Source organism: Rhodanobacter sp. MP7CTX1 (assembly GCF_014205795.1).
Classification (GTDB): Bacteria; Pseudomonadota; Gammaproteobacteria; order Xanthomonadales; family Rhodanobacteraceae; genus Rhodanobacter.
In genome coordinates, this window is record NZ_JACHCN010000012.1 from 91045 (window position 1) to 107068 (window position 16024).

The window sequence follows — 16024 nt, forward strand, 5'->3', positions numbered from 1 at the left end:
CGGTCAAAGCCGCGGTCGCGAGCCCGCTACTGATAGTTCATGGTAAACGTCATCGACGTATTGGCCGTGCCCGGCCCTACCGTCGCGCCGGTCTGGTAGTAGCGCGCCTTCAGAGGAATCGTGTAGTTGCCGCCAGTCGTTGACTTGTAGCCACTAAATGTTTGCTGGGACCCCAGGGGAAATGCGGTACCCGCGTTATTTTGCAGCTGCACACCCACTCCACTAGCCGTCGAGGTAGCGTCGAGCGTTACGACGCCATTGGTGGCACTGCCCACCACGGTCGTTGCCGGATCGATCTCATACTTGATGTTGTTCATTCCCGCCGGGCAGCTATTGAGACTGAGATTGAACGAAACGGCAGCAGTGCCTGTCCCCACACCCTTCAGCTCAGACTTGTTGTGCGTGCCCATGGGCACCGTCACGTTCGGAGTGATGCAACTCAGCACCGTCACGGTGAAAGGCGTTGTCGTGATGCTGGTAACGAGTAGGCTATCGAGGGTAATGGTTGCATTCACAGCCCCATTGAGCTGCCCGCCGCTAACCGGACCAGTGACCACGACCTGCACACCAAAGAATGCATTGCCGGCGGTATACCAGTTCCATTGCCCCGCGTATGCGCCCGATGGGCCATAACTTGACGGATAGAATTGAAAGCTCAGGCCGTTGTTGTTCAGAAAAAAGAAACGCAGACCAATTCCGGCAATGTTGGTGTTTGCCGTGTTGGAAGGTGATGCGGCTGCCGTGCTTCCGTTGAAGTACCAGTACGCATTACCCGGTGACGTGCAACTGGCAAAACTACCCGAACTCGTCGTGGGGCCCCCTGCAGGAACCTGCGCTGTGGCCAGCACTGTTCCCACTGCCGCATTTCTTGGCACGGTAATGTTACCGGGGAGGGCCAGAACCGCGTTCTGTTGCGTGTATGGCGTAGTGAACGTGCACGTTGCCCTGGCATGTGGCACATACACGATGGCACCGATGACTATCACGAACTGCATCAGTACGCGATAGAAAGGTGGAGTGCGAATTCGAGGCACCCGCCGTTGATTCGTGATCATATAAAGTCACCAGACCCAGTAAATTATTTGTGCCGTCCGTTGAAGCACGCGCCACGCGCTGTGATGCTCAGCGACACACTGCTTCGACCATTTGGCGCGCCATGCTGCCCACGGCTTTATCCGCGGGAGGCAGGCTGTAGCTCAGCCGACACGATTCGCTCGTTGCTCCGCCCCACTTCACGACAAGCTCGCCGCTGTCCGCCTTCAGGCCCCGAACAATGACGCGGTTACCCTGGGCCACCGTGCCCATACTGCTGCCCTCGCCGTCTGTGACATCCGCACCAAACGGCAGCGGCTGACCATCCGGGCGTGTCGCATGCAGAATGGCGCTGCGGCCGGTGTTATCCGTCTCGAAATGCACCCTCACCACAGCACCTGCCGTGGGCGCTATGTGCTGTGTCGTGGACTTGAATTCCTCGCCAATCGGCAAACCCTTGGGATCAATTTCGATCACGTTGTCGGAGAAAGGCACCAGATTGGCCACCACGGCATGGCCTGTGCCGTCCACGCGCAACCCGCTCGCATTGGTGAGGCGCGCACCGGCCGCATCCTTCGCCTCAACAATGCCGATGGTTTCACCCAGGATGGGCGTGAACGACACACCTTCACCATAGGCCACGATGCCGCCGGTGATGCCAGCTCCCTGCTGCTCGTAGCTGGTTCCTTTGCTGGCCGTGGCGCTAACGGTGGCGAACGGTGCCTGATAGCTGACGTTGGCACCGCCGCTGTTGCTGCTGCCGCTGCCACTGCCGTTGGCGGCGCCGTAGCGGCCGGCGGTGATGCCATAGCTGAATGCGTTGTCGGCGCCCAGGACACCGGTTACCGATTCCTGAATGCTATCGGCACCCGATTGCGCATCATGCTGGTAGCTCGTCATGGAACGTGGTGCATGCAGGCTCGTACCGAACGGTATATTGACGTTCGCCATCAAGACGGTGTCCCAGCGGCTATAGGTGATGTCGTACTGGCGCGATATCGACAAGCCATAAGTAATGGACTTGAACTGGTTGTTGTAGCCCGCCTGGTACTGAGTGTTGATGCCCCGTCGGTTCCAGTAGTTCTGTGCGGTGCCGGCGACGTAGAGCGAGCCGAACCTGTTGCCAAGGTTCTGGTTGATGTTTAGCTGCAGGCGGGATTTCTGGGTACCGTAGAGTGCCCCCATCTGCTGTAGCGCAATCACCTGGTCTGCCCAGTTGGGTACTTGCCCGGGCAGGACCTGTTCCCCAGGCTGTAAACCGAACTGGCTGGGCAGCGAGCGCTGCTGCAACCAGCTTGCATCGCGCAGCGCAACCGCGTCCTGAAGGCTGAGATAACCGCTGGACGAATAGCGATAGGCGGCTACCGAAATGTTCGTGTTGGTCGGTGACACCAGTTTGGAGTAACTCAGGCGCACGCTGTGGCCGTTGCGGTTGGGCTCGTCCAGAAAGCGGGAGTTTGCCTGCGAGACGTCCAAACCGAAGGCGCCCGCCCGCGTGTTGAGGGCGGCGCCCAAAAGTATCGAGTCATAGTGGTCGGCGAGAATGACGCCGCCGTAAGCGGTCACCGTATTGGTAAGGCCGCGCTGCAGGGTGAACTGCGATACGAACGGCGTGACGTTGCCGGGCGCGCCGTTGTTGTACTCGCCTGCTACAGCCTCGTAGCGCATCATGCCGGGACGCAAAGCATCCACCGTCGAGGCATACGGCACCGCGGAAGTATGCACGCTGCCATCGGCCTCGGTGACGATCACGTCCAGGTCGCCGCCGTAACCGGTGGGGTAGAGGTCGTTGATCTCGAACGCGCCGGGCGCCACCGTGGTTTCGTAGATGATGTTGCCGTTCTGGCGAATCTGCACCTTGGCGTTTGTGTTGGCGATGCCGCGAACAGTGGGCGCATAGCCCCGTTGGGATTCCGGGTACATGCGATCGTCGCTGGCGAGATTGACGCCGCGAATGCCATAGCTGTCGAAGATGCGCCCGTCGGTAAAGGTATCGCCGATGGTTAGCTGGCTTTTGATCGGCGCGAGAGTGCGCTGCACATACGTCTGGATGTTCTGGTAATGCGTGCCGAGCGGGTCGTGAGTGACGTTGCTCTGGTAACGCAAACGCCACACATCGACATTGATACCCGCAAGGAGACCCATATAGGCCTGTGTGGACGCATGGCCTACCGTGTCGGAATGGTAGATATTGCCGCTGTACTGCAACGTGACGGCTGGCAGGCCATTGTCCCAGTACTTGGGGTCGACATAGCCGCGAGCCTGTCGATTGAGCGCAATTTGCGGAACGCTGACATCAAGCCGCTGCTCGCCGTTGTCGAACGTGGCGGTGGCGTCCGGCACCCACTCGGGCAGGCTGTGGCAGGCGCTGCCCGACGCGCCATCGGCCAGCGCTGCTTGGGCTTCGGCGCTCAACTTCGACAGATCAACGCCGGCACGTTCGAGCAGGTCATGGTTGAAGCAGGCTTGCACGGTGCCGTCGCCGGTGTCTCGCAAGGTGATCTCGGCGCGTCCCAGCCAGATCTCATTGACGTACAAGTCAGCGCGGTAGCTACCTGGTAGCGCGACGTTGCCTTTATTGAAGCGACTGATGTCGGCTGGCGTACTGTCCTGCCCGTGCAGGAACTGACTGTTGAACTGCACGTCGGCCGGCCCTGCAGAGGCATCCGCCGTCGCTGACGCTGGCGCAGCAGAAGCGGCTGCAGCCAAGGGCGAATGCGCTAGAAGTGCAAGCAGCACAGCGCTCAGGGGAGTTAGGCGCAATGCAGCGATCACCGGATGTTTGGTATTCATACTTCCGTGCCCTGAGAATCAAACGGCATGGCACGCCGTAAGGAATTTGCGAAGCGCTTACCGCTGTCGCTGCCGCGCCTCACCTGCACAAGGAGAGATCTGGCTAGCGCCCGGGTTCGTAGATCGACGGGTGGAGGGGTCTGGGATGCGCGGCTTTACTGCACTACGGCTTCGTGGCGGTCTTCGCCGCCGTAATCGTTGATGGTGTTGAAGCGAACCTTAATTCCTGTTCGCTTCACCTCAGCGGAGAGGGGAAACACCTTGCTCTGACCAGGGGCCACCATGTCGGTGTCGACGGATTTGGCGAGCACCAAGCCGGCGTTGTCGACTAGATCAAACGATGCCACCGTGACGTAATAGGCACTCGGGTTGGTGACGGAAACGGCGGGCTTGCCACCTTCGCTGGACTCATGCCACGCGAGTTGGCCGGGCGCCTCTGTCACAGAGCCCTGCAGTTTGCCGGGGCGAAAAAACAGTTTGATGCGCGAGCGAAACGCGAGTTGCAACATGTTGGCGTCCGCGTCGGCGCCGGTTGCCTTTGGCGGAATCTCCAGCACGTCAAGCCAGAAGACCGACTCTTTGTCCTGGGGTAGCGATTCGCCGGTGTAGAGAATACGTAGCGTCTGTGCCTTGTGCGGATCAATGCGTGACAACGGCGGCGTGACTATGAAAGGTACGGCAGCCGATGTCGGTGAAGCTTTGGCGTCACCGTTGTCGACCCACACCTGAGTCAGTGCCGGCGAGGCGCCTTCGTTACTCAGCTTGATGGTGACTTCGCTCTCCGCTGCCGGATAGATCACACGCGTACCGGAAATAACCACCGATGCGCGGCACAGCATGGGACTAACCAGGGTCGCCAGCATCAGGCCAGCAGTCATCAAGACACCAAGAACGGATTTTTTGCCTGTGAAGTTCATTGCCACTGCTCGCTACGATTCGGCGACGCGCCACACAATCACCGCTAGTGGCGAACAGGCGTGCCGCTCATCCACCGTCGAGGGGACGCCTATACGGGTTAATTGATTGGGGACCATCCATGGCCCCGCGGTGAAAGGCCTGAAACGAGTCAGGCCTGTCCCGCCCATCCATTACGGATAGGTAATGTCGTACTGCACCGTCGAGGTCGCGCCGCCGGCCGTGACGGCCGCGGTGGCGAAGTACTGGCTGTAGTACGCCAAGGTGGCAGCACCCGCGACCAGGCCAACCGGCTTGGAGTTCTGGGTTGCGCCCGGCGCACCCGCAACGATGGCGGACAGGTCCGGATTCAGCAGCTGGAATTCCACATTGCTGGCGCCGCCGGTGGCCTGGTTGGTCAGGTTACCGTCGGCAGCTACCGTCGGGCCCGGCTCGAAATTGGTGACCACGTTGCCGGTGCCAGGCGTACAGGCAGAGAGCGCGATGTTGAACTGCGTGCGACCGGCGACTGCACCTGTCGCCGAGAGCGCACTTGCGGACACGGTCGGCAGCGTGACGGCGAAGTTATTGGAGGCGGTGCCGTTACCGTTGATGGTGCAGGTCTGGGCAGTCACCTTGCCGTTGAAGGTAATGGTGCCATCGGCGGCGGCGGCGATCTTGGGGGTGAACGCTGCCACGCCCATGACGGCGACGAGGGCTGCAGAAATAAGGGTCTTCTTCATTGTCGAATTCCTTGACTGGAGATGAGTGCTTCTCAGGGTTGTGTCGTACTGCGGCGCTGCCCGATAGCCCGCTGCCGCTCATCGCATTCACCCCGTTTGCGTGGAGTTATGGCGATGCGTTTGCTATCGAGGGAGGCCGCGTCCGTCTATCGCGAGGAGGACATCCATGCGAGCGATCAAGATTGCCTAGTGGCACACGGAAAGGCTCTGAGACAATTCTGAAAAATTGTTCTCGGGCATCTTCAATGAGATGGCGATTGATGTGTTTTTTTGCGGCGCACCGTGGCGCACGGACATAAATGACATCGTGCGATGTCATCCAGCTGATGGGCGTGGACGTCGATGGACACCCGGTGGGCGCCACCAACTCTATAGATACAGCCCAGTGATCCGCGCGCCCCACCGGTGCCTTGCAGTTGCGCTGCAAATCGTCGTTGGCGAGGAGAAGGAAGCCACCGCGCAGTTCGTTGAACAAGCACGGGGGCGCGCTTCCAGATCGGCGTAGGACTGCCCCGCCGCGACACAAACACATGCGGGCTCTCGACGTTTACCGTCGAAAGATGCGAAGAAATGAGGTAGTGAGGCCGGGCGCCGAGCTTCCCTTTCGTCCATGGCTTGGCGTCGCGGCCCGTCTCACGTCAGCCTCGACTGCTGAGGCCGATGACTTAACTACCTCGGTCCGACTCTCCCCACTATTTCGTTTGCAGCGTCGTCATGACCTTCTGTGCGTCCGCGTGCGCGTCGTCCAGCGTCGTGGTCTTCACACCATGCTCGGCCTGGGCCAACGCGGCGTGCAACCGGGACTCACTGGCCGCATCGCCCTTGGCATCGACGATGGCTCCCTGGCCCATACCTTTGCAGGGGTCTTCTTCCTGCGCGTCGAACTCCTTGCCGGATGGGCCGACCAGACAGTTGATGACATGGTGCAGATGCGTATGCGCCAACTTCAGATCCGCAGCGCCGAGCGCCATGCCGGCGTGCGCGCTGGCCGTACCCACCTGCTTTGATACCCCACTGTCGGAATCTGCCGCTCGCGCGACCATCGGCAGCGCAATCGCCAGCAGGAGCGTCGGTACCCACCGAATGAACGTCTTCGTCATGGCACAACTCCGGAGCAACGCGGCATTCGCCGCAGTCCCCACAGCATAGGCCTGTGCCGTTGCGCGAAAAAGGGGTGTCGCGCCGAGTAAGCTGGATGGATACCGAAAAGGGCTTGATGACCCCTGGCCGCGTTCTGTTACCCCAGTGCGTTACGATGCCGCCCTTCGTTGCATTGCGGCAAGCGGCCGCGGTTCAATGCCCGCTTCCCCAGGAGATTGCCCCCGTGTCGCACTATTCCGGCCCCCTGCTCACGCAGCCCATCGCCGAGGCGTTGCAGGCCGCACACGACGCCGGTGCAGGCGAATGGACCGGCTCGCTGGACCTGGGGCGCTCAAACGGCAACGCGTCGCTGGAGACGGACATCTGGCAGTGGCGTGGCCAGCGCTATCCGTACCCGCACAAACTGAAAGACCGCACGATCTATGTCTGGGACGGCGAAGAGTTTGCGCCGGTGTCTCGCTATTCGGGTTCGCTGATCAAGCTGGTGCCGACCGAGTGGGGCGCGCCCACCTTCGAGATCGACGGCATCAAGATGCTGCCCACATCGAAGGAGTCGCCGTTCGAAGATGCTCGCCGCAAGGTGGCGCTGATCGACCCGCGCGGCAAGGTCGTGTTCGATACCTGCGGCGGTCTGGGCTACTTCGCGGCATGCTGTCTGGAAGCGGGTGCAGCGCACATCCACTCGCTCGAGAAGAACGCCGACGTGCTGTGGCTGCGCACGCTCAACCCGTGGTCGCCGGATCCGGACGCGCCCGCCAACGGCGGCCGCCTGCAGCTTTCCCATGCTGACGTGTCACAGGCGATAGCGCAGGTCACCGACGCGTCGGTGGACGCGCTGCTGCACGACCCACCACGCTTCGGTATCGCCGGCGAACTTTACTCGCAGGTGTTCTACGAGCAGCTGGCGCGCGTGCTGCGCCGGGGCGGGCGCCTGTTCCACTACACCGGCAGCCCAAACAAACTCACCAGCGGCCGCGATGTTCCGCGCGAGGTGGAAAAACGGCTGGAGAAGGCTGGTTTCAAGGCGCAGCTTGCGCTGGACGGCGTATTGGCGACACGGCGCTGAGCCGTGTGTTGGGCCATTTTACGATTGTGGCATCCGTCTATCCACTTCTGGCGTATAAACCTGCTGATCGACCGGTCATCCCAGGAACCACGCCCATGAAGTCATTGCTGAAGTTTGCAGCCATCACCCTCGTCGGTACCGCCGCCTTCGCCTCGCCGGCATTCGCCGCGCTGAAAGTAGGCACACAGGCGCCCGACTTTTCCGCGCCAGCCTATCTCGCTGGCCAGCCATTCACGTTCAAGCTCGCGGACGCCCTGAAGCAAGGTCCGGTGGTGGTCTACTTCTTCCCCGCTCCGCACACCTCGGGCTGCAACATCGAGGCGCACCTGTTCTCGGAGGCCATCGACCAGTTCAAGGCGCAGCATGCCACCGTGATCGGCGTCACCGCCGGCCATCTCTCCGAGCTGGCGGCTTTCTCGAAGGAGGCCGACCACTGCAGCGGCAAGTTCCCGGTCGCTGCCGACGAGGGCGCGAAGATTGCCAAGGACTATGACGCGCTGCTGTTGCTGAAGCCCGGCTGGTCGGACCGTACCTCGTACGTGATCGCCCCGTCGGGGAAAATCACATATGTCTATTCGAGCCTCAGCCCCGAGAAACACGTGCAGGAGACGCTCGATGCCGTGAAGGCGCTCGAGCCACAGGGCAGCGCCGGCAAGTAACCCGGTCCGACGAGGACCCGCAAAATGCAGAGGGCGCTTCTTCGAAAAGCGCCCTCTGCATCGTTATCGTGACCGCGCCGCCGAGCCTCGTTACTTGCGCGCTGCGATGATCTGGCTGAGGTAATCCGGCGTACCCTCGATGCGCACCAGATGCGGGTATTGCAGGCCATCGTGGTAATCCACCGCCACGGTCTTGAATCCGCCCTGGTACTTCAGCATCAGCTGAATCGGCGACTTGCCGGCCTTGGCGGCCGTTATCGCAGCCTTCAGCACATCATTCGAATAGGTCTGCCCGTTCACCGCGACCAGGGTGGCGCCAGTGCTGACGCCAGCCTTGAATGCCGGGCCGTCCCAGCGCACATCGTTGACCTGGCCCTTGTCGGTCATGGTCAGACCGATCGACCAGGCGAAGTTGTACAGGTGTCGGGAGGGTTCTGGTCTGCTGTTGTACTGCTTCTCGTACGCGCTTTCCTGATCGGTGTAGACCAGCTTCCACCCCGTGGCCGCGAGGCCGTTCTGCAGCGGCGGATTGAGCGTGTCGACGCGTGCGCGCAGGAAGCTTGCCCAGTCGTATTTGGCCACGCCGTCCAGCGCCGCCACCACGTCGTCAAAGGTGTAGGTCTTGGTCACGTAGCTGCCATTGTCGACGCCGAAGAACGCTTTCGCGAAATCATCCAGCGACTTGCTGTCATGCGTCAGCGCGCGCAGCTTGGCATCCACTTCAAGCCACATCATCTGCCCGCCGCTGTAGTAATCCTCACTCATCTGCCAGCTGCGATACGGCAGGCTCGAACGGTGCGCGGCGGTCGCATCATTGGTGGTGTCTTCGAGCGTGCGCCACTGGAAGCCTTGGCGGTTGCGCTCGTAGTTGGCGGCGGTCATGGCCAGCGCATCGCGGAAATCCTGCGCTGTCCACATGCCGGCGCGCGCGGTCAGCACGTAACCCCAGTACTGCGTCTGTCCCTCATACACCCACAGCAACGAGTCACCCATCGGCACGTTGAAGTTGGGAGTCCAAAGATCGGCCGGACGCCGGAACTTTCCGTTCCAGGAATGCGTGTACTCATGCGCCAGCAGGTCGCGGCCGGGCGCGGCGTCCTTCCAGGCGGTGAAGTAGTCAGGGCCCATGCCGTCTTCGCTGGACTGGTGGTGCTCCGTCCCGTTGGCACCCAACTGATCCGACAACGAGAACAGGAAGTCGTAGTGATCGTAATGGTGCGAGCCGAACAGCTTTACCGCCTGCGTCACCAGCGCGCGATGCACGCTCAACTGCTCGGGCGTCATCTCCAGGTACTTGGGTGCGTCGGCGACGATGTCCAGATGCACCGGCGCGTCACCGCCCGGATTCAGATCGACCCGCTTGAAGTACTGGCCGGCGTAGATCGGCGAATCGACCAGGTTGTTGAACGTCACCGGCTTGAAGGTGGTGGTGTCACCCGATTGCGAAGCCGTCTCAAGCGCGGTGCCGAACTGCCAGCCATGCGCCATCGTCACACTGGGCGCGAAAGTGATGCCGCGCGAAAAATAGCCGGCCGGATACAACGCCACGTTGCTCCATTCCATGTCCATCATGCGGTCGGTGATCTCGAACCCACCGTTGTCGGCGCGGCTCGACAGGTACTGGAATGTCGCATCGACCGTGGAGACTCCCGCGGGCACGTCGAGATGGAACGCGTACACGTTGTACTCGTCGCGCTTCCACTTCAGCGCCTTGCCGTTGGCACTGAGCTTGAGACCGGCGAGCATGGCGACCGGGCCGATCGGCGAGTGGGCACCGGGAATCCACTGCGGGTACAGCAGCGTCAACGCACCTGCCTGGACCGGAATCGTCTCCTGCACGCGAAAGATGCCCTGGGATGTATCGCTGGCGTCGACGTGAATCGCGATCGTGCCGGGATACGGCGTGTCCTGCGGCGGCGGCACCTGATCGGCTCGAACGTCCTGCGCGCATACGCCGCCTACGGCGAGAGCCAGGGATATGGCGACGACAAGACGTGCAAGCGCGCGGTGCGTGCCAGCCGGTAGGCCAGCGAGAGGGGCGAGTGACATGGGGGACTCCGGTGAACGGACCAAGGATTCGCCCACTTTGCCAAATTCGGAGTCAGAGTGCACTGGCCTGGGAATCAGACACATGAAGAAAGGGAAGTCTAACCGGCTTCCGCACCACCGCCAGTCTCCGCCGAGAACCTCGTAGGTTGGGGTGAGCAAAGCGATGCCCAACGGTTCCGTTGTCGGGGAGTCTTGTTGGGCATCGCTGCGCTCAACCCGACCTACGTGCGAATACGCAGAGGGCACTTCTTCGAAGAAGCGCCCTCTGCACACCTGTCCTGATCGCACGAACGACTTGGCCTACTTGCGCGCCGCGATGATCTGGCTCAGATAATCCGGCGTGCCCTCGATACGCACCAGATGCGGATACTGCAGACCGTCGTGGTAATCCACCGACACGGTCTTGTATCCACCCTGGTACTTCAGCAACAGCTGGATCGGCGAGTTGCCGCCCTTGGCCGCAGTGATTGCATCCTGCAGTACGTCGCTCGTGTATGCGTGGCCGTCCACCGCGACCAGCGTCGCGCCGGTGCTAATGCTGGCCTTGAATGCCGGGCCCTTCCAGCGCACGTCATTGATCTCGCCTTTCTTGTTCATGGTCAGGCCGATCGACCAGGTGAAGTTGTAGAGATGGCGGGCCGATTCCGTCTGGCTGTCGTACTGCTTCTGGTACGCACTTTCCTGATCGGTGTAGACCAGCTTCCAGCCAGTCCCTTCGAGGCCATCCAGCGGCGGCTTGTGCGCATCGACGCGCGAGCGCAGGAAGGTCGACCAGTCGTCTTTCACCACGCCGTTCAACGCTGCCACCACGTCGTCTAAGGTGTAGGTCTTGGTGACGAAGCTGCCGTTGTCGACGCCGAAGAACGCGCGCGCAAAATCATCCAGCGACTTGCTGTCGTGCGTCAGTGTGCGGATCCGTCCGTCCACTGCCAGCCACAGCATCTGCCCGGCGCTGTAGTACTCCTCGCTCATCTGCCAGCTGCGATACGGCAGGGCCGCGCGTTCTGCGACAGTCGGATCGTTGGTGGTGTCCTGGATCGTGCGCCAGTCGAAGCCAACACGATTACGGTCATAGTCGGCCGCGGTCATGGCCAGCGCATCGCGGAACTCCTGCGGCGTCCACATACCGGCGCGCGCGGTCAGCACATAACCCCAATACTGCGTCTGTCCCTCGTACACCCACAGCAGCGAATCGCCCATCGGCACGTTGAAGTTCGGCGTCCACAGATCGGCTGGACGACGGAACTTGCCGTTCCATGAATGCGTGTACTCGTGGGCCAGCAAATCGCGATCGGGCGCACCGTCGCTCCAGTCAGTGAAGTAGTCGGCACCCAGACCGTCCTCGCTGGATTGATGGTGCTCCAATCCGTTCTCGCTCAATTGATCGGACAGCGAAAACAGGAAGTCGTAGTGGTCATAGTGATGCGAGCCAAAGAGCGCGACCGCTTGCGTCACCAGCGCGCGGTGCACCTGCAATTGCTGCGGCGTCATCTCCAGATCCTTCGGCGCGTCGGCGACGATGTCCAGATGCACCGGCGCCTTGCCGCCGGGATTGAGATCGACGCGCTTGAAGTAGCGACCCGCGTAGATCGGCGAATCGACCAGCGTGTTGTACGGCACCGGCTTGAACGTGGTGGTATCGCCCGATTGCGAGGCCTGCTCCAGAGCGGTGCCGAACTGCCAGCCCTTCGGCAACGTTACGCTGGGTGCGAACGTGATGGCGCGTGCATAGTGCCCGGCCGGATACAGCGACATCTCGCTCCATGAGAGATCCAACATGCTGTCGGTCATCTCGATCGAGCCCTCGTCGGTGCGACCGGACAGGTACTGGAAGTCCGCGTCGATGCTGGAGACACCCGCAGGCACGTCGACATGAAACGCATACACATCGTACTTGTCACGCGTCCACTCCAACGGCTTGCCGCCAGCGCTGAGCTTCACGCCCGCGAGCATGGCGATCGGACCGCTCGGCGAATGGTTGCCGGGAATCCACTGCGGGTACAGCAACGTCAATGCGCCCGCTTCAACCGGAATCGTCTCGTGCACCTGAAAGATCCCCTGCGAAGGGTCGCCAGCATCGACATGAATCGCGATCGTGCCCGGATACGGCGTGTCCTGCGGCGGCGCCTGGGAGCCGCGCACCTCCTGCGCGCATGCCGCACCCGCAGTGAGGGCCAGTGATATGGCAACGACAAGACGCGCAAGCGTGCGGCGCGTGCCGGCCGGCGAACCAGCGAGAGAGGCAAGGGACATGGGGGACTCCGGCAGGTAGATCGAGCAAGTAGCTCGTGACTCCCACTACTTTGCCAAAACCGCAGTCAGAGTGCACTTGCCTTTTGTCCTATGGGCATCCGACGCCGCTTCCAGCAGCACGCCACGCAAACCGGTCATCTCGAATAAAAAAACCTCAGTTTTCCCTTGTCTGCTACTCCGCCGTTTTCCCGCCACGTGCCGAAACAAGCCTCAGAAACGTTTCGTGCTGGTAGCGGCTCATGCGCAACTTCTGGCCGGTATCCATCGTGACGACATGGTGGCCGTTGAACCATGGATGGATGGCCTGGATCCGGCGTACGTTGATGATGGCCGAGCGATGGACGCGTGCGAAATGCCGCGGATCCAGACGCGCGGAGATCGCACTCATGGTCTCGCGCATTTCGTGGACGCCGTTGGCCAGGTGGATCTGCACGGTATTGCCGCTGGCCTTGATCCACACCACGTCGTCGACGTCGATAAAGCTGATGTGCTCATCGATGCGCACGGGAATGCGCTGGATGTAGTCGTCGCGCTGGCGCAAGGCATCCAGTGCCTGCAGGATCCGCACTGACGCCGCCCCGCCCACGCCCTCGCCGTTCGATAGCCGCGCTTTCACTCGTCGCAGCGTGTCCGCGAAACGCTCCCGGCTGAACGGCTTCACTAGGTAGTCCACCGCGTTCGCCTCGAACGCCCGCACTGCGTATTGCTCAAAGGCGGTAACAAACACGGTCGCCGGCATGCGCTCCGCGCCAATCGTCGCCACCACGTCCATGCCACTGAGGGCCGGCATCTGGATATCGAGAAAGACCAGGTCCGGCGACTGGCTGCGTATCGCCTCGACCGCCGACACGCCATCACCGCACTCGGCCAGCAACTCGATGTCGGGATCGTCGCGCAGCAGGCGCACGATGGCACGCCGCGCGATCGGCTCGTCGTCCACGACCAGCGTGGCGATGCTCACGCGGAAGCGACCTCAGGCGCATCGTCAGCTTCCTCGATCTCGCGGAACGGCAGGCGAATCCGACAGATCACACCATCCGGCCAGATCATATCCAGACGCACCTGAGCAACGCTGCCATACAGTTCACGCAGGCGCAGCTCGGTATTCGACAGCCCGATCCCATGCCCCGGCGCAGATGCAGGCCCAGCCTCCAGTGTGCTGTTCCGGTTGCGCACATCGATGCACAGGGTGTCGCCCTCGCGCCGGCTTTCGATTTCTATGCAGTCCACACCTATGCGCTTGCTGATCCCGTGGGTTATGGCGTTCTCCACGATCGGCTGCAGGATCAGGCTCGGTACAGCGCAATCCAGCGTGTCCGGGGCAATGTAGATCTGCGTGGTGAGGCGATCCTTGAAGCGTATGCGCTGGATGCCGAGGTAAAGATCCAGCAGCACGAGCTCGCGCCGCAAGCTGATTTCCTGGCCGTCGTAGTCCTCGAGAAATGCTCGCAGCAGCTCGCTCAGGCGCAGCAGCATGTCTTCGGCCGACAAGGTGTCCTCGTCCAGCAACGTTGCGATCGCGTGCAGTGTGTTGAACAGGAAATGTGGCTGTAGCTGCGACTTCAGTGCACGCAACCGTGACTGCGCAAGCTCGGTCGCCAACTGGCTCGCCTCAATCTCGCGGCGCGTCTTTTCAGCATGAAACTGCATGGCTTGCTGAATCGTGAACAGCGACCAGTAGGCCAGCAAGCCGGTGGCGAAATGCTGGCCGAGAAATTGCCCGAGCTGCTCACTAAACGAACTGGGTTCGAACGCCGTCGACACAAACGCGCCGATGAAAATGGCCAGCAGAGTCACGCAAACACTCGCCGGCAATTGCATACCCAGACCGCGTACGCGCACCGGCGACTGGATCGGATACTTCGCGGCCAGCCGGAACACCAACGGCGCCAAGGCCGCCCAGGTGTACCACTGGATGATCGACCAGCGCAGGTAATCGAAGGCTGACCAGGTATGTCCGCTCAACGCGTCGTGCATGAACGCCTGCAGCGCAAACACCAATACCACGCCCCCCCAAAGTCCGAGATAGCGGAACAGACCGATCTGCGTATTGCCGAGGCGAACCATCATCGCGGGATGTCCCGTAGGTTGGAGTGGCCATCGTAGGCGTAGTGCACGGCGCTGAAAAGCAATTCGCGACGCAGCTACGATTCGCCACCGCGCTACGACGATTCGTCCCGAATCGCTTTCGCAGGTCGCCCCTCATCCGGCCATATCACGGTGCCGACCGTGTGCGCGAGCACCCGGCGGCACCTCATCCCAGCCGGAGCACAGCCATGAACCCGACCCGCGCCACCGCCCTCATCGCCATGTTTGCCATCGCGCTTGGCAACCTGCTCGTTCCATCGGCCCGCGCCGCCTACGCTGACTCAGGGCTCGCCTCCACCCGGCACTTCGATCTGGTGAACGCCACCTTCGACAGCATCACCGCGCTCGCCATCGCGCCTGCCGACGGCGACGCCTTCCACGACATCGCCCTTGGTCAGCCGCTGCAGGGCGGCCCGACCTCGATGACCTTCGATGTCCCCGCTGGCGGGTGCCTGCGCGACCTCCGCGTCACCTTCCACGGTGGACGCATGAGGCTCTTTTCGCACATTGATGTCTGCCGCAGCAGTGGCCTGCGTCTGAGGCCACAGATTGCCAGAGGCATCGGTGGCTAAACCGAGCGTCGGCCGGAGTCCGGAATCGTCCCTGCCCCCTATTCACAGCTAGACTCTGCCAACCGACTCGCGACAGGGTTGCGTCGGGGTGGGGACGCTGGGGACTTTCCACAATCATGCTGGGGGACTGGATCGAATGGCTATGCCGTTGTCCTGGAAAATCGGTGCCGCGGTAGCGGGCTTGGTCGTCGCAGTGTTTGCCTGGAATGGACTTTCCCAGTACTTCGCAGCGCGCCAGGCCGATGAGATCACACGCGATTCCGCTCGCACCGCCATGCGGGAGGCACAACAGGCCAAAGCTCAAGCACAGCAATACCAGGCACAGCTGGCGGCCGATCTGAAGCAGCAGCGTGAGGACCTGTCCAACACATACCAGCAAGTGGATGAGCAGGCTCGGCAGTATCAGGCCGCGCAGGTCATACGCGCCAACCGGCAGCAACAGGAAGATCTACGAGTGCAGGCGACCTACCGGCTGGACGGGAACCAGCAGTGCGAGGGTGGCATCGTCATCAACCACAGCGGCTCGAGCTTTACCCAAGTCATCGGCAACGATGGCCAGCCCATCCCATGCAAAGGTGACACGGCGGCAGAACCGCTGCGCTGATTCTTGCTGGCTTCTGCGCCGGGTTCAGACGGAATTGCTGTTAGCGTAAAGACGCAATCAGGGCCGCAGTCTCATCTGAAATGAGCAGCTGAAGTCGCAATCCATGGCGGACTTGACACCAGCAGGTTCAGCATAGGAGTAGGACGTGAGGGAAAGCATTCAAGCTGGGG

The 16024-nt window shown here is 61.7% G+C and carries 13 protein-coding genes; 4 read left to right on the plus strand and 9 right to left on the minus strand.

Annotated features, from left to right (window positions below; all coding sequences use genetic code 11):
• Positions 1-26 precede the first annotated feature (26 nt).
• From HDE77_RS20325 to HDE77_RS14765, 5 genes are all read right to left on the minus strand, one after another.
• Positions 27-1055 (minus strand): fimbrial protein, encoded by a 1029-nt coding sequence (locus HDE77_RS20325; protein WP_255482744.1) that lies wholly within the window; start codon positions 1053-1055, stop codon positions 27-29.
• 67 nt (positions 1056-1122) lie between these two features.
• Positions 1123-3825: a fimbria/pilus outer membrane usher protein gene (locus HDE77_RS14750; protein WP_184418442.1), complete on the minus strand. Its 2703-nt coding sequence runs from the start codon at positions 3823-3825 to the stop codon at positions 1123-1125.
• A gap of 155 nt (positions 3826-3980) precedes the next feature.
• A complete protein-coding gene (locus HDE77_RS14755; RefSeq protein ID WP_184418444.1) occupies positions 3981-4742 on the minus strand; it encodes a fimbria/pilus periplasmic chaperone in 762 nt (253 codons plus the stop codon).
• A 171-nt stretch (positions 4743-4913) separates the two neighbouring features.
• Positions 4914-5462 carry a fimbrial protein gene (locus tag HDE77_RS14760; RefSeq protein ID WP_184418446.1) on the minus strand — a complete coding sequence of 183 codons (549 nt, stop codon included), beginning with the start codon at positions 5460-5462 and terminating at the stop codon, positions 4914-4916.
• 692 nt (positions 5463-6154) lie between these two features.
• Positions 6155-6562, minus strand: coding sequence for a hypothetical protein (locus HDE77_RS14765; protein WP_184418448.1), 408 nt, complete (start codon positions 6560-6562; stop codon positions 6155-6157).
• Between the two features lie 155 nt (positions 6563-6717).
• Between HDE77_RS14765 and HDE77_RS14770 the strand changes: the two genes are divergently transcribed.
• Complete coding sequence (locus tag HDE77_RS14770) at positions 6718-7629, plus strand: MnmC family methyltransferase (protein ID WP_184418535.1); 912 nt, start codon at positions 6718-6720, stop codon at positions 7627-7629.
• Between the two features lie 95 nt (positions 7630-7724).
• Positions 7725-8288, plus strand: coding sequence for a peroxiredoxin (locus HDE77_RS14775; RefSeq protein ID WP_184418450.1), 564 nt, complete (start codon positions 7725-7727; stop codon positions 8286-8288).
• A 90-nt stretch (positions 8289-8378) separates the two neighbouring features.
• On the opposite strand, the gene HDE77_RS14780 is transcribed toward HDE77_RS14775, so the two are convergent.
• From HDE77_RS14780 to HDE77_RS14795, 4 genes are all read right to left on the minus strand, one after another.
• The gene (locus HDE77_RS14780) at positions 8379-10337 is read right to left on the minus strand and encodes a M61 family metallopeptidase (protein ID WP_184418452.1); all 1959 of its coding nucleotides are present in this window, start codon (positions 10335-10337) and stop codon (positions 8379-8381) included.
• A gap of 300 nt (positions 10338-10637) precedes the next feature.
• Positions 10638-12590 (minus strand): M61 family metallopeptidase, encoded by a 1953-nt coding sequence (locus HDE77_RS14785; protein WP_184418453.1) that lies wholly within the window; start codon positions 12588-12590, stop codon positions 10638-10640.
• A gap of 172 nt (positions 12591-12762) precedes the next feature.
• Positions 12763-13551 carry a LytTR family DNA-binding domain-containing protein gene (locus HDE77_RS14790; protein ID WP_184418455.1) on the minus strand — a complete coding sequence of 263 codons (789 nt, stop codon included), beginning with the start codon at positions 13549-13551 and terminating at the stop codon, positions 12763-12765.
• A complete protein-coding gene (locus tag HDE77_RS14795) occupies positions 13548-14660 on the minus strand; it encodes a histidine kinase (RefSeq protein ID WP_184418457.1) in 1113 nt (370 codons plus the stop codon). Before HDE77_RS14795 ends, HDE77_RS14790 begins: the two co-directional genes overlap by 4 nt.
• A gap of 206 nt (positions 14661-14866) precedes the next feature.
• Here HDE77_RS14795 and HDE77_RS14800 point away from each other — a divergent pair, with 206 nt between their 5' ends.
• The gene (locus HDE77_RS14800; protein WP_184418459.1) at positions 14867-15250 is read left to right on the plus strand and encodes a hypothetical protein; all 384 of its coding nucleotides are present in this window, start codon (positions 14867-14869) and stop codon (positions 15248-15250) included.
• Between the two features lie 136 nt (positions 15251-15386).
• Positions 15387-15854 (plus strand): hypothetical protein, encoded by a 468-nt coding sequence (locus HDE77_RS14805; RefSeq protein WP_184418461.1) that lies wholly within the window; start codon positions 15387-15389, stop codon positions 15852-15854.
• Positions 15855-16024: the final 170 nt, after the last annotated feature.